The organism is Ralstonia condita, assembly GCF_958405655.1.
Classification (GTDB): Bacteria; Pseudomonadota; Gammaproteobacteria; order Burkholderiales; family Burkholderiaceae; genus Ralstonia; species Ralstonia condita.
In genome coordinates this window covers 49,456-69,814 of sequence record NZ_CATYWO010000004.1, presented here as the reverse complement: position 1 = coordinate 69,814, position 20,359 = coordinate 49,456, and the positions used below count along the sequence as shown (strand labels likewise).

Below are 20,359 nucleotides of genomic sequence, written 5' to 3'. Positions count from 1 at the left end.
GTGCCCGGGGTTGAGAATGCGCCGCACGCCATCGCGGCGGGAGGGGGCTTGCGGCATGGTAAAATGTCTTGTTATTCGCGCAACCGCAGCGTCCCATAGTGCTCACTACGGGACCTCCAATCGTTCGCCCAATGGATCAATTCGCCAAAGAGACACTCCCGGTATCGCTCGAAGAAGAAATGCGCAGTTCGTACCTCGCTTACGCGATGAGCGTGATCGTGGGCCGCGCCCTTCCTGATGTACGGGATGGTCTCAAGCCGGTGCATCGCCGTGCGCTTTATTCGATGCACGAGCTCAACAACGACTGGAATCGTCCCTATAAGAAGTCCGCCCGTATCGTCGGGGATGTGATTGGTAAATATCACCCGCACGGCGATACGGCTGTATACGACACCATCGTGCGGATGGCTCAGGATTTCTCCCTGCGTTACATGCTTGTGGACGGTCAGGGCAACTTCGGCTCGGTCGACGGCGACAACGCGGCGGCGATGCGTTACACGGAAATCCGCCTCTCTAAAATCGCACACGAGCTGCTGGCCGATATCGACAAGGAAACGGTCAACTTCGAGCCCAACTACGACGGCTCCGAAACCGAGCCCTCGATTCTGCCGGCGCGCATTCCCAACTTGCTCATCAACGGCTCGTCCGGGATTGCGGTGGGTATGGCGACGAACATTCCGCCGCATAACCTGAATGAAGTGGTCGACGGCTGCCTCCATTTGCTGCGGAATCCGGAAGCCACTGTCGACGAACTGATCGAACTGATCCCGGCCCCCGACTTCCCGACGGCCGGCATCATTTACGGCATCTCGGGGGTGCGTGAGGGTTATCGCACGGGGCGCGGCCGCGTGGTGATGCGTGCCAAGACGCACTTCGAGGATATCGACCGGGGCCAGCGCCAAGCAATCATCGTCGACGAGCTGCCTTATCAAGTTAACAAGCGCACGCTGCTCGAGCGCATCGCCGAGCTTGTCACCGAAAAGCGTGTGGAAGGCATTTCGGACATTCGCGACGAGTCGGACAAATCCGGCATGCGCGTGGTCATCGAGCTCAAGCGCGGCGAAGTGCCGGAGGTCGTCCTCAACAACCTCTATAAGAATACGCAGTTGCAGGACACGTTCGGTATGAACATGGTGGCGCTGGTCGACGGCCAGCCGCGCCTGCTGAACCTGCGCCAGATGCTGGAGTGCTTCCTGCTGCACCGTCGCGAAGTGGTGACGCGTCGCACGGTATTCGATCTGCGCAAGGCGCGGGAGCGCGGCCACATTCTCGAGGGCCTGGCCGTTGCACTGGCCAACATCGATGAGTTCATCGCCATCATCAAGGCTGCGCCGACGCCGCCCGTCGCCAAGGCGGAACTGATGAATCGCAGTTGGGATTCGGGTCTGGTGCGCGACATGCTCTCCCGCGCCGAAAGCGAAACCGCTGGCGGTCGCTCTGCGTATCGGCCGGAGGGGCTTCTGCCGGCCTTCGGCATGCAGGGCGATGGCCTTTACAAACTGTCCGACACGCAAGCGCAGGAAATTCTGCAGATGCGCCTGCAGCGCCTTACCGGACTGGAGCAGGACAAGATCGTCCAGGAGTATCGCGAGGTCATGGCGCAGATCGCCGACCTGCTCGACATTCTGGCGCGTCCAGAGCGCATTACTGCCATCATCGTCGACGAACTCACTGCCATCCGTGCGGAATTCGGCGACGAGCGTCGCTCGCAGATCGAGCACAATGCGACAGAGTTGGACACAGAAGACCTCATTACGCCGCAAGATCTGGTGGTGACGCTATCCCATAGCGGCTATATGAAGAGCCAGCCGATTTCCGAGTACCGTGCCCAGAAGCGCGGCGGTCGCGGCAAACAGGCCGCTGCCACCAAGGAAGACGACTGGATCGACACGCTGTTCGTCGCCAACACGCATGACTACATCCTGTGCTTCTCGAACCGGGGACGCCTGTATTGGCTCAAGGTCTGGGAAGTGCCCCAGGGCAGCCGCAACTCGCGCGGGCGCCCGATCGTCAACATGTTCCCGCTCTCGCCGGGCGAGAAGATCAACGTGATCCTGCCGGTCAAGCAGTTTGACGAGCAGCACTTTGTCTTCATGGCAACTTCCAAGGGCACCGTCAAGAAGACGGCGCTCACAGAGTTTTCCAACCCCCGCAAGGCCGGCATCATCGCCGTGGACCTGGACGAGGGCGATTTCCTGATCGGCGCGGACATCACCGATGGCCAGCACGACGTCATGCTGTTTTCGGATGCGGGCAAGGCAGTCCGTTTTGACGAGAACGACGTGCGCCCGATGGGGCGCCAGGCTCGTGGCGTGCGCGGCATGAATCTGGAAGAGGGGCAGCAGGTCATCGCCATGCTGGTGGCACCGGCGGAGACCGAAGGCGAGGGCGCGCAGGCGGGCGCCGGCAGCGTGCTGACCGCGACTGAGAACGGCTACGGCAAGCGCACCCCGATCTCCGAGTACACCCGTCATGGCCGCGGCACGAAGGGCATGATTGCCATTCAGACGTCCGAGCGCAATGGCAAGGTTGTGGCGGCCGCTTTGGTTGCGCCCGAAGACGAAATCATGCTGATTACCACCGGCGGCGTGTTGATCCGCACCCGCGTGGACGAAATCCGCGAAATGGGCCGGGCCACGCAGGGTGTGACGCTCATCTCGGTGGGCGAGGGCAACAAGTTGTCCGGCTTGCAGCGTGTTGTGGAGTCCGATGCGGAAGGGTCCGATGGCGCCGACGCGGCAGATGCCGCACCGGACGCGGATGCGCAGCCGGATGACAGCGCCGAGACATAATTGGAAACATCTTTTGCTTGCCGTTGGACACAGTTCTGGTCATGATGCCGGACCTGTGCGCGGCAAGGGCAGGAACTTCTACGTCACGTGGCCCGCCTAAACGCAACGCTTATCTCAAGGGAGCAACAATGCACAAGAGTCTGAAACATCTGATCGTGGTAGCCGGTTTCGCACCGCTGTTTGCCCTGGCACAGACCGCCGGCGGCGATGCCGAGAAGACGGCTGCCATCAAGGACCTGCTGACGACCATGAACGTCGATCAGGCAATCCGCGGTCAGGGGGAAGTGCTGGAAAACGGCGCCAAGCAGGAAGCCCCTCTGGTGCTGGAACAAGCGCTGGTCGAGAACAAGACGCTGAATGACAAGCAAAAGCAGGCTGCTGTCGACAAGCTGAAGAAGAATGGCGCCGTGCAGCGCATGACGGACGGCGCAGGCAAGGCATTTGAGACCGAGGCCTTCCGCAAGGACGCCCTGCAAGCTCACTACGACTCGCTCGGCAAGTACTACACGGCGCAGGAACTCAAGGATCTGACGGCATTCCTGAAGACGCCGAGCGGCCAGAAGTTCATGGCCAACCAGGGTAAGGCCATGCAGGAAGTGTGGGGCAACGTGATGCAAAAGTACGGCCCGCAAGTTGGCAAGGCGATGCGTGACATGGCTGACAAGGAAATTTCCGCAGCTTCGAAGTAATTGGCCGGCGTAGGCGGGCGAATGGGTGTGTAATCCCCGTCGCCCCGCCAGTTGGTGGATAATGGCTGTTTGGGTTTGCGCCCAGACAGCCATTTTTCTTTTGTCTTTCGCCTCATGAACCAAGCGGATCGAGCTCTCCAGGCCAGCCAGGCACGCGTGTACAACTTTTCAGCGGGGCCGGCCGTGTTGCCGACCGAAGTGCTGGAGCAGGCAAGGGACGAGATGCTCTCCTGGCACGGCTGCGGGATGAGCGTCATGGAAATGAGCCATCGCGGCCGCGAATTCGAAAGCATCATGGCGCAGGCTTTCTCCGATCTGCGCGAATTGCTGGCGGTGCCCGAAAACTACGAAATCCTGTTCCTCCAGGGCGGCGCGATTGCTGAAAACGCGATCGTGCCGTTGAACTTGATGCGTCGCCTGTCGGTGGATGCGCCTCGTGCGGATTACGTCGTAACCGGCACGTGGTCAGTCAAGTCACAGCAGGAGGCGCGCAGGTACGGCGAAGTCGACATCGCGGCCACCAGCGAAGCCGAGCGTTTCCATAAGATTCCGGATGTCTCGACATGGCGATTGTCGAGCGACGCAGCATACGTGCACCTCTGCACCAATGAGACGATCGTTGGGGTCGAATACCAGGAGACACCGGATATCGGGCAGGCCCACGGGCGCGTGGTGGTGGCCGATGTGTCGAGCCACATCCTCTCACGGTCGATTGACTGGAATGGCTACCAGGTACTGTACGGCGGCGCGCAGAAGAATATAGGCCCGGCAGGCCTCACCATCGCCATTGTCCGCAAGGACCTGCTGGGCCACGCACATCCGCTCTGCCCATCGGCGTTCAATTGGCGCCTCGTAGCCGAGAACGGCTCGATGTACAACACGCCCCCCACTTACGCGATCTATGTCGCCGGGCTGGTGTTCCAGTGGATCAAGCGCCAGGGCGGCGTGGAGGCACTGGAGACCCGCAACATCATCAAGGCAAAGCTGCTGTACGACTTCATCGACGCGAGCAGTCTCTATCGCAACGAAATCCATCCGACGTGCCGTTCGCGCATGAACGTGCCGTTCTTCCTGAATGACGAGTCCCGTAACGATGCGTTTCTTGCGCAGGCACGCGAGCGCGGGCTGGTGCAGCTCAAGGGCCACAAGTCCGTGGGCGGTATGCGGGCGAGCATCTACAACGCGATGCCGCTGGAGGGCGTGGAAGCATTGGTCGATTTCATGCGCGAGTTCGAGCGGACCGCCGCTTAAGCTGCGCGCTCAACCCCGGCAGAACATTGCGCGAAGCGGTTGCTTCGCGTGGCAATTCGCAATCCGCTGCCGAACCCGATTCCTACAATGACCAGTCAGTCAGACGAAACGAACCAGAAGCCGGATGCCGCATTGGCGGCGGAGTTGGCGCCGTTGCGCTTGAAGATCGACGCGATCGATAGCCAGCTCCTGCAACTGCTCTCCGACCGCGCCAGGGTGGCGCAGGAAGTGGGCGAAGTGAAGAAGCGCTATTCGTCGCCGGCATTCCGGCCGGACCGCGAACTGCAGGTCATCCGGAAGATGCAGGCGGGCAATGCGGGCCCGCTGCACGATGAGAGCATTGCCGCCATCTGGCGCGAGGTGATGTCTGCTTGCCGCGGCCTGGAGCAGGCGCTGCGCATCGGTTACCTCGGCCCGGCGGGCACGTTCTCGGAGCAGGCCGTGATCGCGCATTTCGGGCATGAGATCCAGGCGGTGCCGTGCCCGAGCATCGACGAGGTGTTCCGCGCGGCTGAATCCGGCACGGTGGATTGTGGCGTGGTGCCGGTCGAGAACTCGACCGAGGGCGTGGTGTCGCGCACGCTCGACCTGTTCTTGCAGACGTCATTGAAGATCAGCGGCGAGATCGCACTGCGTGTGCACCACAACCTGCTTCACAAGACCGGCGACATGTCGGGCGTGAAGGTGGTGAGGGCGCACGCGCAGGCGCTGGCACAGTGCCAACGGTGGCTGAACACGAACTACCCGCACCTCGCGCGCGAGGCAGTGTCGAGCAACGCCGAAGCTGCGCGCATGGCGGGTGAGGACGAAACCGTCGCGGCGCTGGCAAGCGTGCAGGCGGCCAACCGCTACGGCTTGCACGTGGTACGCGCGAACGTGGAAGACGACCCGCATAACCGCACGCGTTTTGTTGTCATCGGCAACTACGAGACGGAGCCGAGCGGACGCGATCAGACCTCGCTGATCCTATCGGTGCCGAACGAGGCCGGCGCGGTCTACCGGTTGCTGGCACCGCTGGCCGAGAACGGCGTGTCGATGTGCCGCTTTGAATCGCGGCCGGCGCGCAGCGGCGCGTGGGAATACTACTTCTACGTCGACGTGGAGGGCCACCAGCGCGACCCGCAAGTGGCGCGTGCGCTGGAAAAGCTGCGGCACGATGCAGCGTATTTCAAAGTCTTGGGGTCTTACCCCTCGGCACACTGACGGGGACGAGGCAAGCCGGTGCCGGTTTGCGGCGCTCCCGAGGGATCCAAACGCGCTTCGCTTGGGCGAGGCGCCGATAACAGAGGAGCACCTGATGTCTTTGCAGTTCGGCCCCGAATACGTCCGCGCCATCGCACCTTATGTGGCTGGCAAACCGATCGCCGACGTCGCGCGCGAGTTCGGCCTGGATGCTGCGCGCATCGTCAAGCTGGCATCCAATGAAAACCCGCTGGGTATGCCGCAGTCGGCCAAGGACGCCATGGCTGCGGCGATTGATGAGCTGGCACGCTACCCGGATGCCAACGGGTTCAGCCTGAAGGCCGCACTGCACGCCAAGTTTGGCGTGCCCGAAGCGTGGATCACGCTCGGTAACGGCAGCAACGACATCCTTGAACTGGCGGCCCGCGCACTGGTGGCGCCGGGGCAGGGCGTGATCTACGCCCAGCACTCCTTCGCCGTGTACGCACTGGCAGCGCAGGAAGTCGGCGCGCGCGCCATCGAAGTGCCGGCCCGCGAATACGGCCACGACCTGGATGCGATGGCCGCTGCCATCACGTCGACGACCCGCCTCATCTACATCGCTAACCCAAACAACCCGACGGGGACCTTCCTGCTGGCAGACGAGATTGCTGCGTTCTTGGCCAAGGTGCCCCCAACAGTCGTCGTTGTGCTCGACGAGGCTTACAACGAATTCCTGAAACTGGCGCAGCAATACGACTCGGTCAGTTGGGTGCGGCAGTATCCGAATCTGTTGGTGTCGCGCACCTTCTCGAAGGCGTATGGGCTGGCTGGCCTGCGCGTGGGTTACGGCATCGCGCAGCCGCAGCTCACCGATTTGCTCAACCGCATCCGACAGCCATTCAATGTGAACAGCCTGGCGCAAGCCGCTGCCGTGGCCGCGCTCGATGACACGGCATTCCTCCGGCAGTCTGCCGAACTGAACGCTGCCGGCTACCTGCAGCTGACGGAGGCGTTCGATCGGCTCGGCCTGCAATACGTGCCGTCGTCAGGCAACTTCGTTCTGGTGCGGGTGGGTGACGACGATGACGCGGGTGCGCGTGTGAACCTCGCGCTGCTTAAACAGGGCGTGATCGTTCGCCCTGTCGGCAACTATGGCTTGCCGCAATGGCTGCGCGTCAGTATCGGGCTTCCGGAAGAGAACGCCGCTTTCCTCGATGCGCTGGAGGTCGCGCTGGCGCAGGAATCGGCCGCCGCCTAAGTCAGGCGCAGCGTCTGCCGCGGGCCCGATCGGGCATCGGGTGTCGGACACATCGGGCTACAATGCCGCTTTGCTTTTTTTTTGGCAGGGCGGTGTTGTGGCCTCTTCTTTTTCTTGTTCCCGATTGGTGATCGTCGGCGTCGGCCTGATTGGCGGTTCGCTCGCGCTTGGGTTGCGCCGCGCGGGCGTGGTCGGGCATATCGTCGGCGTCGGGCGGTCGCAGGCGTCGCTCGACGCGGCGATCCGCCTGGGCGTGATCGACGAGGCGCTGCCGATGGACGAGGCCGTACGCGACGCAGACATCGTCGTGCTGTGCGCGCCAGTGGCGCAGACGCTGCCGCTGCTGCTCGCCATGCAGCCGCACCTGGGCGCGGACACCATCGTGACGGATGCCGGGAGCACCAAGTCCGACGTCATCATCGCGGCCAAGACGGCGCTGGGCGATCAGGTCAGCCAGTTCGTGCCGGCGCACCCCATCGCCGGCCGTGAACTCAACGGCGTGGAGGCAGCGCTGGCCGATCTGTACGTCGGCAAGAAGACCGTGCTGTGTCCGCTGCAGGAAAACCGCCGCGCCGATGTCGCCCGCGTACAGGCGATGTGGGAAGCCGCTGGGGCGCATTGCCACGTGATGTCTGCCGTCCAGCACGATGCGGTATTTGCAGCTGTCAGCCACCTCCCGCACGTGCTGTCGTATGCATTGGTCGCGCAGATCATCAACGCAGAAGACGCTTCGCTCAAACTGGACTTCGCAGGTGGCGGCTTCCGCGATTTCACGCGCATCGCCGCGTCGTCGCCCGAGATGTGGCGTGACATCTGCTTGTCGAACCGCGAAGCGCTGTTGCGGGAGCTGACGACGTACGAGGCCGTGGTTGGCCGCTTGAAGACGATGATTGCCGAGCGCGATGGCGCCTCGCTGGAGCGCGTGTTCCGCCGCGCGAGTGAAGCGCGCCTGGCCTGGCCGCAGCGGGTGGCCCCCACCACACCATCCGAATGACGCTTTTTAACTGACTGGATTCATGGAATACCTTGACGTTGGTCCGCTGAAGGCAGCCCGCGGCACCATCAAGCTGCCGGGCTCGAAGAGCATTTCCAACCGCGTGCTGCTGCTGGCCGCACTCGCGCAGGGCGACACCACCGTGCGCGACTTGCTCGACTCCGACGACACACGTGTCATGCTGGCTGCGCTGGACAAGCTGGGTGTCGAGGTCGAATCCGTTGGACCCAACGATTACCGTGTCGCCGGCACGGGCGGTCGCTTCCCGGTCAAATCGGCCGACCTGTTCATGGGGAATGCCGGTACCGCCATCCGCCCGCTGACCGCTGCGCTTGCATTGCAGGGTGGTGAATACACGTTGCACGGCGTGCCGCGCATGCACGAGCGCCCGATCGGCGATCTGGTCGACGGTCTGCGCCAGGTCGGCGCTCATATCGATTACACGGGCAACGCGGGCTACCCACCGCTGGCGATCCATGCCGCGTCCGTCAAGCTCGATGCGCCGATCCGCGTGCGCGGCGACGTTTCGAGCCAGTTTCTGACTGCGTTGCTCATGGCGCTCCCTCTGGTGGAGCGGGCCGGTCACGTCACGATCGAGGTCGTCGGAGAGCTGATATCCAAGCCTTACATCGAGATCACGCTGAACCTGATGGCGCGCTTCGGTGTGCAGGTTGCGCGTGACGGCTGGGTGTCCTTTACGGTGCCGACGGGCGTGGCGTATAGGGCGCCGGGCGAAATCTTCGTCGAAGGCGATGCCTCGTCCGCTTCGTACTTCCTCGCGGCGGGTGCGCTCGGCGGCGGGCCGGTGCGCGTGGAAGGCGTGGGGATGTCCAGTATTCAGGGCGACGTCCGGTTTGCCGACGCGCTCAACCGCATGGGCGCCAACGTCATGGCGGGCGACAACTGGATTGAAGTGCGTGGCGTCGAGCGCGACGACGGCAAGCTTCACGCGCTGGAGTTGGACTGCAACCACATCCCCGATGCTGCAATGACGTTGGCCGTGGCCGCCCTGTTTGCCGATGGCACCACCACGCTCACCAATATCGGAAGCTGGCGGGTCAAGGAAACTGATCGCCTGACAGCCATGGCCACCGAGCTTCGCAAACTGGGCGCCGCAGTGGAGGAGGGCGCTGATTTCATCCGCGTGACGCCTCCGTCGCAATGGACGCCTCCCGCTGGCGGCATCGATACCTACGACGACCATCGAATGGCGATGGCATTCTCGCTCGCCGCCTTCGGCCCGGTGCCCGTGCGTATCAACGACCCGCGCTGTGTCGCAAAGACCTTCCCGGAATACTTCACAGCCTTCAGCCGTATTGCTGCCTGAAACGCAATTAACCGCCAACGAAAACCATGTCAGACGCTGCTGCCTCCACGCCTTACCCCGTCATCACCATCGACGGCCCCACTGCGTCTGGCAAGGGCACTGTCGCGCATCAGGTGGCGGATTTGCTCGGTTTTCATCTCTTGGATAGCGGGTCCCTGTACCGACTGGTGGCGCTGGTCAGCATGCGGGAGAACGTCGATGACCACGACGTGAGCAGTCTCGTCCGCCTGGCGAGTGAGCTGGATGTGCGCTTCAAGGCGGACCACATCTGGCTCCGGGGTGAGGACGTGAGCGTGGCCCTTCGCCATGAATCGGTGGGCAACCAGGCTTCGGCGATCGCCGTGCATGCGCCTGTGCGTGATGCCTTGCGAGCACGTCAGCGGGCGTTTCTCGAGGCTCCCGGCCTTGTGGCCGATGGCCGGGACATGGGCACCGTGATTTTTCCCGAAGCGGTGCTGAAGGTGTTCCTGACTGCGAGCGTCCAGGCTCGCGCCGAGAGGCGCTATAAACAATTGATTGCAAAGGGATTTTCTGCTACAGTGGAAAGTCTTTCGCAGGACTTGGAAGCGCGTGATTTGCGGGATCGCACCCGCAGCGTCGCGCCGCTGCGTCCCGCGCAAGAAGCGCGGTTGCTGGATTCGTCCGACATGACGGTCGATGAGGTGGTCGCGCAGGTGCTGGACTGGTATCGGCAGGTGCAGGGCGCCAAGGCGAACTGAACCGTCTGTGCTGGTCCGATCGGTGCCGGTAGCGTCTGCTGCCGGCGGATGTTCAACTCGTAACCCCGCATGCGTGTCTTCGCCCATCTGAGCGAAAGCATTGCGAGGCATGTTCTGCGGATGCCTATTTTTTATGTCCCAAACTAACGAATCTTTTGCCGCCCTGTTCGAAGAGTCGATCGCCAAGTCCAATATGAAGGCTGGCGAAGTGATCTCTGCGGAAGTTGTGCGTATCGACCACAACTTCGTCGTTGTGAACGCGGGCCTGAAGTCTGAAGCGTTTGTTCCGGTCGAAGAGTTCCTGAACGATCAGGGCGAGCTGGAAGTGCAAGTCGGCGACTACGTTTCGGTCGCAATCGACGCGCTCGAAAACGGCTATGGCGACACCATCCTGTCGCGCGATAAGGCCAAGCGTCTGGCTTCGTGGCTGAACCTTGAAAAGGCACTGGAATCCGGCGAGATCATCTCCGGTACCGTGACTGGCAAGGTCAAGGGCGGCCTGACCGTCATGGTCAACGGTATTCGTGCATTCCTGCCGGGTTCGCTCGTCGACGTGCGTCCGATCAAGGACACCACGCCGTACGAAGGCAAGACCCTCGAATTCAAGGTCATCAAGCTGGACCGCAAGCGCAACAACGTTGTGCTGTCGCGCCGCGCCGTGGTTGAAGCCACGCTGGGCGAAGAGCGTCAGAAGCTGATGGAAACGCTCAAGGAAGGCGCGATCGTCAACGGTATCGTCAAGAACATCACCGACTACGGCGCGTTCGTGGATCTGGGTGGCATCGACGGTCTGCTGCACATCACCGACCTGGCATGGCGTCGTGTGCGTCACCCGAGCGAAGTGCTGTCGGTTGGCCAGGAAATCACCGCCAAGATCCTCAAGTTCGACCAAGAGAAGAACCGCGTTTCGCTGGGCGTCAAGCAACTGGGTGAAGATCCGTGGGTCGGCATCTCGCGCCGCTATCCGCAAGGCACCCGTCTGTTCGGCAAGGTGACGAACCTGACCGACTACGGCGCATTCGTCGAGATCGAAGCTGGTATCGAAGGCCTGGTCCACGTGTCGGAAATGGACTGGACCAACAAGAACGTGGCTCCGTCGAAGGTTGTCCAGCTGGGCGACGAAGTGGAAGTCATGGTGTTGGATATCGACGAAGACAAGCGTCGTATCAGCCTGGGCATGAAGCAGTGCAAGGCCAACCCGTGGGACGATTTCGCTCGCAACCACAAGAAGGGCGACAAGCTGGCCGGTCAGATCAAGTCGATCACCGACTTCGGCGTGTTCATCGGTCTGCCTGGCGGTATCGACGGCCTGGTGCACCTGTCGGACCTGTCGTGGCAAGAAACCGGCGAAGAAGCCGTTCGCAAGTACAAGAAGGGCGACGAAGTGGAAGCCGTGGTACTGGCCATCGACGTCGACAAGGAACGCATCTCGCTGGGTATCAAGCAACTGTCGGGCGACCCGTTCAACAACTTCATCTCGGCCAACGACAAGGGCTCGATCGTGTCCGTCACGATCAAGGCCGTTGATCCGAAGGGCGCCGTGGTGCAGCTGGCGGACGACGTGGAAGGCTACCTGCGTGCCTCGGAAATCTCGAGCGACCGCGTGGAAGACGCCCGCAACGTGCTGAAGGAAGGCGAAACGATGACCGCGATGATCGTCAACATCGATCGCAAGTCGCGCAACATCAACGTTTCGATCAAGGCCAAGGACAGCGCCGACCAACAGGAAGCCATGCAGAAGTTCGCGGCTGACACCGGCACCGCTGGCACCACGAACCTCGGCGCGCTGCTGAAGGCCAAGCTGAACGAAACCAACCAGTAAGCATCCACCGGGTCGACCTGAAAGGACGCGCGCAAGATGCCCATGACCAAGTCCGAACTCGTGGAAAAGCTGGCCGCCCGCTTTCCGCAGCTGTTGTTGCGGGACGCGGACATCGCGGTCAAGACGATCCTGGATGCGATGTCCGACGCCTTGGCGGACGGCCACCGCATCGAGATTCGCGGGTTCGGTAGTTTCGGTTTGAATCGTCGTCCGCCGCGCGTCGGGCGCAATCCCAAGTCCGGCGAGAAAGTACTGGTTCCCGAAAAACGGGTTCCGCATTTCAAGGCGGGCAAGGAGTTGCGCGAGCGGGTCGATCGTAGCCTGGAGCGACAGGGCGAGTCCTCTTCGGAGGGCGAGCCAGCCGTGTCGCTGATGGCCGTGAAGGCAGCGAGGCAAGCTGAAGGCGGTCGCCAGGCGGCTGGGTTCTTGACGGATCCGATTGTTCCCCTGGCAATGACGCGTTAGCCTCGGTTGCACATGGTAGTTTCAGGAACGCCCCGGTTTTACCGGGGCGTTTTTTTGTTGTCGCGGCGCCTTTGTGGGTGTCCCCTTGCGTGGCTGGCCGACAGGTGAATCCGCTACAATGCGGCACAACCCGGCAATCGCGCTCAGTCGCCGCACCGCCGCCCGTTTCCGAATCCGCATGAAATTTCTCGTCTGGGTCGTCCGCATTCTGTTGTTTGTGCTGCTCTTTGTGCTGGCACTGCACAACACGGCGGAAGTCTCGCTGGTGCTGCCGTTCGGCGTGGCTTGGCACGCGCCGTTGATTCTGATTGCGCTGGCATTCTTTGTGGCCGGCATCTTGCTCGCCATGCTCGCGATGGCGCCTCGCGTGATGCGTCATCGCTTTACCGCGAGCCGCTTGCGGCGGCAGATCGGACGCATGAAGAAGGCGGAAGAGGTGACCGAGCCGCCCGCACCGGTGGTTGCCGATTCCCCCTATCACGTTCCTGGCCCCAAGGTCTGACGCATGGACTTCGATCTCTGGTGGCTGCTGGCCATCCCGTTGGTGTTTGGCTTGGGTTGGGTCGCAGCGCGCCTGGACGCTCGCCAGTTGCGTACCGAGCAGTCCTCACTGCCACGCTCGTATTTCAAAGGGTTGAATTTCCTGCTCAACGAACAGCCGGACAAGGCCATCGATGCCTTCATCGAGGTCGCGCGCCTTGACCCCGAAACCACCGAGTTGCACTTCGCGCTCGGCAGCCTGTTCCGTCGTCGCGGCGAAACCGAACGTGCCATTCGGGTGCACCAGAATCTCGTCAATCGCCCCGATTTGCCGTCCAACGAGCGCGATCACGCAGTGTATGAGCTGGGTCAGGATTTTCTACGCGCCGGCTTGCTGGACCGGGCTGAAGAATCCCTGCGCATGCTCATGGAGGGCGCGTTCGCCGAGCCGGGCAAGCGTGTGCTGCTGGAACTCTACGAGGTCGAGAAGGAGTGGCGTAAGGCCATCGACGCCGCACGCGAACTGCAGGCCTTACAGGGTCAGGACTATTCCGTCCAGATCGCACAGTTCTGCTGCGAGTTGGCGCAGGAGGCGCTGCAACGCAAGGACGTACCGACGGCTATCGAGTGGCTGGAGCGCGCGCTGCACGAGAACCCCAAGAACGTGCGCGCCACCATCCAGCTGGGCGATGTTGCGCAGGGGCAGAGTGACATCGAAGGCGCCATCAAGCGTTGGCGCAGCATCGAACAGCAGAACCCGGCATTTCTGCCGCTGGTGTCCGAGCGATTGATGAAGGCCTACGCACAGCTCGGTCGTGCCGCCGAAGGGCTGGCGTGGTTGCGTTCCAAGATGGATGCGCGGCTGGGGCCGGAGCTGCTCGACACCGTGTACAAATACGAGCTTGAGGTGCACGGCATTGATGATGCGGTGGCGCTGATGCGCGATCAGATCCGTCGCCAGCCGTCGCTCATGGCACTGACGCGACTGGTGGAAGCCGAAGCCACGCGCGCGTCCGAGGCCGTGAGCCATGAGCCGGTGGTCGCGGCCGGTCAAGCGGAAAGCGCGCTGGCGGATCCGGTCGAGGCGGGCGCCAACGCCGACATTCAGCGCGCCCAGGATCTGGGGGCGATCCGCGATCTGCTCCAGAGCCGTACGCGCAATCTGGCGCGCTACACCTGCCAGGAGTGCGGTTTCCGCGCGCGCCTGTTCTATTGGCAGTGCCCCGGCTGCAACCGCTGGGAGACGTATGCCCCGCGCCGCACCGAGACGCTTGGCGGCAGCAGCGGGCCCAGCATGTGATTCAGTCCGGTGCGGTTCGGTTGTCGGCCGCGTCGGCGCCTTTTCAATTTTTGAAGTGTACGTATGAAAATCACCATCATCGGTAGCGGTTATGTCGGGCTGGTCACAGGCGCCTGTCTGGCGGAGCTGGGCAACGACGTCTTCTGCCTCGACGTCGACCAGAAGAAGATCGACCTGCTCAACGCTGGCGGGGTGCCCATTTACGAACCGGGGCTGAAGGAGCTGATCGACCGCAATCGCGCGGCGGGTCGCATCCGGTTCTCCACCGATGTGGCGGCAAGCGTGGCGCATGGTGACGTGCAATTCATCGCCGTGGGAACGCCGCCCGATGAAGACGGCTCGGCCGACCTGAAGTATGTGCTGGCAGCGGCCCGCAACATCGCCGAGCACATGACGGGCTTCAAGGTCATCGTCGACAAGTCCACTGTGCCCGTCGGCACCGGGGACAAGGTGCGCGCTGCTGTGTCCGCGGTACTGGCCGCGCGCGGCAAGTCCGACGTGGGTTTTTCGGTCGTGTCGAATCCGGAATTTTTGAAGGAAGGCGCGGCCGTGGACGACTTCATGCGCCCGGACCGTATCGTGCTCGGTACCTATGCCGATACGGACGGCCTGCGCGCGAAGGCCATCATGCGGACGCTGTATGCACCGTTCAACCGCAACCACGAACGCACTTTCTACATGGACGTTCGTTCGGCCGAATTCACCAAGTACGCTGCCAACTCGATGCTCGCCACGCGCATCTCGTTCATGAACGAGATGGCCAATCTGGCCGACAAGGTGGGCGCCGATATCGAGCTGGTGCGCCTTGGAATTGGCTCGGACCCCCGTATCGGTTACAGCTTCCTGTATGCCGGGACAGGCTACGGCGGCTCGTGCTTTCCGAAGGACGTGCAGGCTCTGGTGCGGACCGCGCAGGAATATGGGCAGACGCTGCACGTGCTGGAGGCTGTCGAGGCTGTCAACGACAAGCAAAAGGAAGTGCTCGTGGACAAGATCGAAGACCGCATGGGCGCCGATCTGACCGGCCGGACGTTTGCCATCTGGGGCCTCGCGTTCAAGCCGAACACCGATGACATGCGCGAGGCGCCGAGCCGTATCCTGATCGCCGCCCTGCTGTCGCGCGGCGCACGCGTGCAGGTGTACGACCCGGTGGCAATGGAGGAGGCCCGCCGCGCGCTGGCGCTCGATCTTTCCGTTGAACAATTGGAACGTGTGACGTTCTGCGCTGGTCAGATGGACGCGCTCAAGAACGCCGACGCGCTTGCCATCGTGACCGAGTGGAAGGCGTTCCGCAGTCCTGATTTCAATGCCGTGAAGGCGCTGCTGAAGACGCCGTTGGTGTTCGACGGCCGCAACCTGTTCGAGCCGCAAGCCATGCGCGAGGCGGGCTTCGAATATCACGCCATCGGACGTTCCACCCACCCGCAATCGTAGTTTCCTCGGCCGCAGCCGACGCCCATGATCAAGACCACGCCCGCCTCTGAACAGATCCACGCCGCCCGCATCCTTGTCGTGGGTGACATGATGCTCGACCGGTACTGGTTCGGTGATGTTGAACGGATTTCGCCCGAGGCCCCTGTGCCAGTGGTGCAGATCAAGCGCTCGGACGAGCGCCTTGGCGGCGCCGCCAATGTGGCGCGCAACGTCGCGGCGCTGGGTGCGCAAGCCGGCATGCTGGGCGTGATCGGTGACGATGAGCCTGGCCGGAGTATCGAAAAACTGCTGGGCGAGAGCCACGTGACGGGTCACCTCCATCGGGATCCGGCCGTCAACACGACGATCAAGCTGCGCGTGCTGGCGCGTCAGCAGCAATTGATTCGCGTGGATTTCGAGAATCCGCCCACGCATGAAGTGTTGATGTCGGTGCTCGATCGCTTCGGTGCGCTGGTGGCGCAGCATGACGTGGTGGTCCTGTCCGACTATGGCAAGGGCGGCCTCACGCACGTGGCCAAGATGATCGAGACCTCACGCCACGCAGGTCGCCGCGTGCTGGTCGACCCGAAAGGCGAAGACTACTCGCGCTACAAGGGGGCCACCATGATCACGCCCAATCGCGCCGAGATGCGTCAGGTGGTCGGCTCATGGAAGACCGAGTCGGACCTGACCATCCGCGCGCAGAACCTGCGTCGGGATCTGCAGTTGGAGGCGCTGCTGCTCACGCGCTCGGAAGAGGGCATGACGCTCTATACCGAGCACGAAGTGCTGCACGTGTCGGCGCAGGCGCGTGAGGTGTTCGACGTCTCGGGCGCGGGCGATACCGTGATCGCCACGCTGGCCACGCTGCTGGGCGCAGGCGCCAACATCAAGGAAGCCGTGCAGTACGCGAATCGCGCTGGCGGCATCGTGGTCGGCAAGCTGGGCACGGCGGTCGTCACCCACGCAGAACTCTTCAACTGATCACCTGATCAACGGATCATGACCATCATCGTCACCGGCGCGGCAGGCTTTATCGGCGCCAACATCGTCAAGGGCCTGAACGAGCGCGGCGAGACCGACATCATCGCGGTCGACAACCTCACGCGGGCCGACAAGTTCAAGAACATCGTCGACTGCCAGATCAGCGACTACCTCGATAAGACCGATTTTGTCGAACGCTTTGCGCGCGGCGAATTCGGCAAGGTCCGCGCGATCTTCCATGAGGGCGCCTGCTCCGACACCATGGAGACCGATGGCCGCTACATGATGGACAACAATTACCGCTACTCGCTGGCGGTGATGCGCGCGTGCCTGGACCAGGGCGTGCAGTTCCTCTATGCCTCGTCGGCGGCCACGTACGGCGCGTCGGAAACCTTCCGCGAAGCGCCTGAGTTCGAGCGGCCGCTCAACGTGTACGGCTATTCCAAGCTGCTGTTTGACCAGGTCGTGCGCCGTGTCATGCCGACCGCGCTGTCGCAGATCGTCGGCTTCCGTTACTTCAACGTCTATGGGCCGCGTGAGCAGCACAAGGGGCGCATGGCATCGGTGGCGTTCCACAACTTCAACCAGTTCCGCGCCGAAGGCACCGTCAAGCTGTTCGGCGAGTACAACGGCTACCCGCAGGGCGGCCAGATGCGCGATTTCGTATCGGTGGAAGACGTGGTGAAGGTCAACCTGTTCTTCTTCGATCATCCAGACAAGTCGGGCATCTTCAACCTCGGCACCGGACGCGCGCAGCCGTTCAACGATATCGCGACAACGGTGGTGAACACCCTGCGCGAAGCCGAAGGCAAGCCCGTGCTCTCCACCGATGAACTGGCCCAGGAAGGTCTGATTGAATACGTCAAGTTTCCGGATGCTCTGCATGGAAAATACCAATGTTTCACACAGGCTGACCAATCACGCCTGCGCGCTGCCGGCTACACCGCACCGTTCCTCACGGTCCAGGAAGGTGTCGCGCGCTACTGTCAGTGGCTGCTGAAACAGGCGACCTGAACGCAGCCGATCAGACGGTGCGTGACTTTTTGTGCGCGCACCACAGCATTGCGACGATGCTCCTTAAGATGTGTTGGAGCCGCCACTCAAAGGTGGCGGCTTTTTCATCTTGAACCCCAAACGCAGGAGGAGCATATGTTGAAGAAACTGTTGGCTGTGGCGTTGATGTCGCTGTCCATGCTGTCGGCCTCTGCGGCCGTTGACGTAAATACCGCAGATCAGGCTTCGCTGGAGAGCTTGTCCGGCATCGGCCCGAAGCGCTCCAAGGTCATCCTGGAAGAACGCGCCAAGAACGGTCCGTACAAGGATGCCGCAGACTTCAAGGCCCGCGTGTCGGGCATCGGCGACAAGACGCTTGCCAAGCTGCAGAATGACGGGCTGACGTTCGGAAAGGCATCTCCCGCACCTGCCGTCGCCAAGAAGGACATCAAGAAGAAGTGAGTCCTCCATCGACAAACTTCACGCCCCGCCATGCGGGGCGTTTTGCCATGGGCGCGGCAGGGTTGTCGGGTCGCTTGCCCGGCTGCATTACAATGGCCGGACACCACCTTCAACGCACCATGGCTTATCCCACTATCGAAGACACCATCGGTAATACACCGCTGGTTCAGTTGCAGCGCATTCCCGGCGAAGGCAATGCGCGGCGCGGCAACGTCATCCTAGGCAAGCTTGAGGGCAACAACCCCGCCGGCTCCGTCAAGGATCGTCCGGCGCTCTCCATGATCAAGCACGCCGAAGCGCGCGGCCGCATCAAGCCGGGCGACACGCTCATCGAGGCAACTTCGGGCAACACGGGGATCGCGCTGGCCATGGCTGCCGCGATCCGTGGTTACAAGATGGTGCTGATCATGCCGGAAGACTTGTCGGTCGAGCGTCGCCAAAGCATGGCTGCCTACGGTGCCGAGATCATCCTCACGCCTGTCAAAGGCGGCATGGAATATGCCCGCGATCTGGCCGATGCGATGGAGAAGGAAGGCAAGGGTGTCATCCTCGATCAGTTCGCCAACCCGGATAATCCGCTCGCGCACTACGAGACCACCGGCCCTGAGCTGTGGCGTGACACAGCGGGCCGCATCACGCACTTCGTCTCCGCCATGGGCACGACCGGCACGATCACCGGCGTCTCCCGCTTCCTGAAGGAGAAGAATCCGGCGATCCAAATCATCGGTGCGCAGCCGGCTGAGGGGTCACGCATCCCGGGCATCCGCAAATGGCCGGAAGCCTACATGCCGAAGATCTACGATCCCAAGTTCATCGACCGGACCGAAGCCGTCAGCCAGTCCGACGCCGAGCACATGGCGCGGCGCATGGCTCGCGAAGAGGGCATCTTTTGTGGCATCTCGGCGGCGGGCGCATTGTGTGTCGCCCTGCGGATTGCCGAAGAGGTGGAAAACGCCACCATCGCGTTCGTGGTGTGTGACCGTGGTGATCGCTATCTGTCGACGGGTGTGTTCCCCGCCTGACGATTCGCCAGACCGCAATGAAAAAAGCGCAGCCGAGGCTGCGCTTTTTGTTTTGCGGCAAATGCGGTCAACCTCGCATGGCTTGCCGGACAGCTTGCCCCAATTCGTACACAGCCGCGGCGTAGAAGAAACTGCGGTTGTAGCGCGTGAGCACATAGAAGTTGCGCAAGCCGACCCGGTATTCGGTCGGCTGGTTAGGCGTCGGCAGGTCGACCACCAGCACATCGGTCTCTTGTTCGCGCGCCGTATCAACACCGGGTGCCAGTGCAAGGCCCGCGCGCGTCAGCCTGGAGAGCGTCATGCGCGGATATGGCTGACCATCGGCGGCCGCTCCCGCGATGCCCAGGCTGTCCGCGTCGCTGGCAATGTTCCACATCACCGGACGATGCGGCTCCCAGCCGTGCATTTGCAGAAAATGGGCGACGCTGCCGATGGCATCGACGGCACTGTTGCGCAGGTCGACATGCCCATCGCGGTCGTAGTCGACGGCGTACTCGCGGATGCTGGTCGGCATGAACTGCGGAATACCGACCGCTCCCGCGTATGAACCGAGTACGGAGAACGCGTCGGTGCCCGTGTCTCGGCACCAGAGCAGGTAATCCTTGAGCTGCTTGCGGAACATCGCGCTGCGGTCTTCGCGATTGGGCGTATCGGGATAATCGAACGCCAGCGTGGAGAGCGCATCCATGACGCGGAAGTTGCCCATATCCCGACCGTAGATCGTTTCCACGCCAAGGATGCCGACGATGACGTCGGCCGGCACGCCAAATTCGGTTTCCGCGCGGCGCAGCGTGTCGCCGTACTGCTGCCAGAACTGGACGCCGGCATTGATGCGGATGGGCTCGATGAAGCGGCCGCGATAAGCCGTCCAGCTTCGACGTCCGGGCGTGGCGGGCGGCAGGATCAGTCGCGCCACCGTAGCGGAATACGCCGTGCCGGCAAACAGGGCATCCAGCGAGGCGCGGTCGAAGTTGTACTGGCCAACCAGTTCGCTGATGAAGGCCTGCGTCTGGGGGTTATTGCGATAGCGGTCGGGGTCGATCTCTTCTTCATGCACCGCGACACGGCGCTTGGACGCTCGGGCGGCCTTCGTGGCCGCCAGAGAGAGGGCCGGGAAGGAGAACGCCGAGAGCGCGGCGCCCGCCACCAGGGCGCGCAATACGGGACGACGGGAGGGGGATGATTGGCTCATGGACAGGCTTCAGAGGGGACCGCGGCATTGTA

Annotated in this window: 18 protein-coding genes; 17 read left to right on the top strand and 1 reads right to left on the bottom strand. The window is 62.5% G+C overall.

Going from position 1 to position 20,359, the window contains the following annotated elements; genetic code table 11:
* The first annotated feature begins 131 nt into the window (after positions 1 to 131).
* The 17 genes from gyrA (at position 132) to cysM (ending at position 19,135) form a co-directional block, all read left to right on the top strand.
* Positions 132 to 2,792, top strand: a complete 2,661-nt coding sequence (gene gyrA, locus R2N03_RS14030) for a DNA gyrase subunit A (protein ID WP_316658258.1) — start codon at positions 132 to 134, stop codon at positions 2,790 to 2,792.
* Positions 2,793 to 2,920: 128 nt separating this feature from the next.
* Positions 2,921 to 3,481 (top strand): DUF2059 domain-containing protein, encoded by a 561-nt coding sequence (locus R2N03_RS14025; protein ID WP_316658257.1) that lies wholly within the window; start codon positions 2,921 to 2,923, stop codon positions 3,479 to 3,481.
* Between the two features lie 114 nt (positions 3,482 to 3,595).
* Positions 3,596 to 4,732 (top strand): 3-phosphoserine/phosphohydroxythreonine transaminase, encoded by a 1,137-nt coding sequence (gene serC, locus R2N03_RS14020; protein ID WP_316658256.1) that lies wholly within the window; start codon positions 3,596 to 3,598, stop codon positions 4,730 to 4,732.
* Between the two features lie 87 nt (positions 4,733 to 4,819).
* Positions 4,820 to 5,935: a prephenate dehydratase gene (pheA, locus tag R2N03_RS14015; RefSeq protein ID WP_316658255.1), complete on the top strand. Its 1,116-nt coding sequence runs from the start codon at positions 4,820 to 4,822 to the stop codon at positions 5,933 to 5,935.
* A gap of 94 nt (positions 5,936 to 6,029) precedes the next feature.
* Positions 6,030 to 7,154: a histidinol-phosphate transaminase gene (gene hisC, locus R2N03_RS14010; RefSeq protein ID WP_316658254.1), complete on the top strand. Its 1,125-nt coding sequence runs from the start codon at positions 6,030 to 6,032 to the stop codon at positions 7,152 to 7,154.
* 97 nt (positions 7,155 to 7,251) lie between these two features.
* Positions 7,252 to 8,148, top strand: coding sequence for a prephenate dehydrogenase (locus R2N03_RS14005; RefSeq protein ID WP_316658253.1), 897 nt, complete (start codon positions 7,252 to 7,254; stop codon positions 8,146 to 8,148).
* Between the two features lie 22 nt (positions 8,149 to 8,170).
* On the top strand, positions 8,171 to 9,475 hold the full coding sequence (aroA, locus tag R2N03_RS14000; protein WP_316658252.1) for a 3-phosphoshikimate 1-carboxyvinyltransferase: 1,305 nt from the start codon (positions 8,171 to 8,173) through the stop codon (positions 9,473 to 9,475).
* Between the two features lie 26 nt (positions 9,476 to 9,501).
* The gene (gene cmk, locus R2N03_RS13995) at positions 9,502 to 10,194 is read left to right on the top strand and encodes a (d)CMP kinase (protein WP_316658251.1); all 693 of its coding nucleotides are present in this window, start codon (positions 9,502 to 9,504) and stop codon (positions 10,192 to 10,194) included.
* A 133-nt stretch (positions 10,195 to 10,327) separates the two neighbouring features.
* Positions 10,328 to 12,016 (top strand): 30S ribosomal protein S1, encoded by a 1,689-nt coding sequence (rpsA, locus tag R2N03_RS13990; protein ID WP_316658250.1) that lies wholly within the window; start codon positions 10,328 to 10,330, stop codon positions 12,014 to 12,016.
* Between the two features lie 36 nt (positions 12,017 to 12,052).
* Positions 12,053 to 12,481 (top strand): integration host factor subunit beta, encoded by a 429-nt coding sequence (locus tag R2N03_RS13985; RefSeq protein ID WP_316658249.1) that lies wholly within the window; start codon positions 12,053 to 12,055, stop codon positions 12,479 to 12,481.
* A gap of 178 nt (positions 12,482 to 12,659) precedes the next feature.
* Positions 12,660 to 12,983 (top strand): LapA family protein, encoded by a 324-nt coding sequence (locus R2N03_RS13980; RefSeq protein WP_316658248.1) that lies wholly within the window; start codon positions 12,660 to 12,662, stop codon positions 12,981 to 12,983.
* A gap of 3 nt (positions 12,984 to 12,986) precedes the next feature.
* Positions 12,987 to 14,261 carry a lipopolysaccharide assembly protein LapB gene (gene lapB, locus R2N03_RS13975; protein WP_316658247.1) on the top strand — a complete coding sequence of 425 codons (1,275 nt, stop codon included), beginning with the start codon at positions 12,987 to 12,989 and terminating at the stop codon, positions 14,259 to 14,261.
* Between the two features lie 63 nt (positions 14,262 to 14,324).
* Entirely contained in the window at positions 14,325 to 15,695 is a 1,371-nt protein-coding gene (locus R2N03_RS13970; protein WP_316658246.1) for a UDP-glucose dehydrogenase family protein, read from the top strand.
* 24 nt (positions 15,696 to 15,719) lie between these two features.
* Positions 15,720 to 16,658 (top strand): D-glycero-beta-D-manno-heptose-7-phosphate kinase, encoded by a 939-nt coding sequence (rfaE1, locus tag R2N03_RS13965; protein WP_316658245.1) that lies wholly within the window; start codon positions 15,720 to 15,722, stop codon positions 16,656 to 16,658.
* Between the two features lie 18 nt (positions 16,659 to 16,676).
* Complete coding sequence (gene rfaD, locus R2N03_RS13960) at positions 16,677 to 17,672, top strand: ADP-glyceromanno-heptose 6-epimerase (RefSeq protein ID WP_316658244.1); 996 nt, start codon at positions 16,677 to 16,679, stop codon at positions 17,670 to 17,672.
* Positions 17,673 to 17,807: 135 nt separating this feature from the next.
* Positions 17,808 to 18,113, top strand: coding sequence for a ComEA family DNA-binding protein (locus tag R2N03_RS13955; RefSeq protein ID WP_316658243.1), 306 nt, complete (start codon positions 17,808 to 17,810; stop codon positions 18,111 to 18,113).
* Between the two features lie 119 nt (positions 18,114 to 18,232).
* Positions 18,233 to 19,135, top strand: coding sequence for a cysteine synthase CysM (gene cysM / locus R2N03_RS13950; protein ID WP_316658242.1), 903 nt, complete (start codon positions 18,233 to 18,235; stop codon positions 19,133 to 19,135).
* A gap of 67 nt (positions 19,136 to 19,202) precedes the next feature.
* On the opposite strand, the gene mltB is transcribed toward cysM, so the two are convergent.
* Positions 19,203 to 20,327 (bottom strand): lytic murein transglycosylase B, encoded by a 1,125-nt coding sequence (mltB, locus tag R2N03_RS13945; RefSeq protein ID WP_316658241.1) that lies wholly within the window; start codon positions 20,325 to 20,327, stop codon positions 19,203 to 19,205.
* Positions 20,328 to 20,359: the final 32 nt, after the last annotated feature.